Origin of the sequence: Bacillus sp. EKM420B (genome assembly GCF_011065565.1) — a bacterium.
Lineage (GTDB): Bacteria > Bacillota > Bacilli > Bacillales > Bacillaceae > Bacillus > Bacillus velezensis.
On the sequence record NZ_JAAMNX010000064.1, the window covers coordinates 1 to 236 of the forward strand.

General features: G+C 59.3%; 1 protein-coding gene. It reads right to left on the reverse strand.

Features of this window, described 5'->3' with window-relative positions:
* On the reverse strand, window positions 1-236 hold a 236-nt coding region (locus tag G9F48_RS19550), incomplete at both ends, for an amino acid adenylation domain-containing protein (RefSeq protein WP_165410000.1).

Below are 236 nucleotides of genomic sequence, written 5' to 3' on the forward strand. Positions count from 1 at the left end.
GCCCGCACGTCATCGCTTTTTCGTCCTTCAATATAGGCGTAAAGTGCGGTTTCGCCGTGTTCGGTCCGGGCGGTGACTGCCGCCTCACGAATGCCGTCAATGCGCCGGATCGCCGCTTCGATTTCTCCCGGTTCAATCCGGTAGCCGCGGACTTTCACTTGTCCGTCTGAACGCCCGAGCCATTCAACAAGGCCGTCTTCTGTCCAGCGTGCGATATCGCCCGTCTGATACATGCG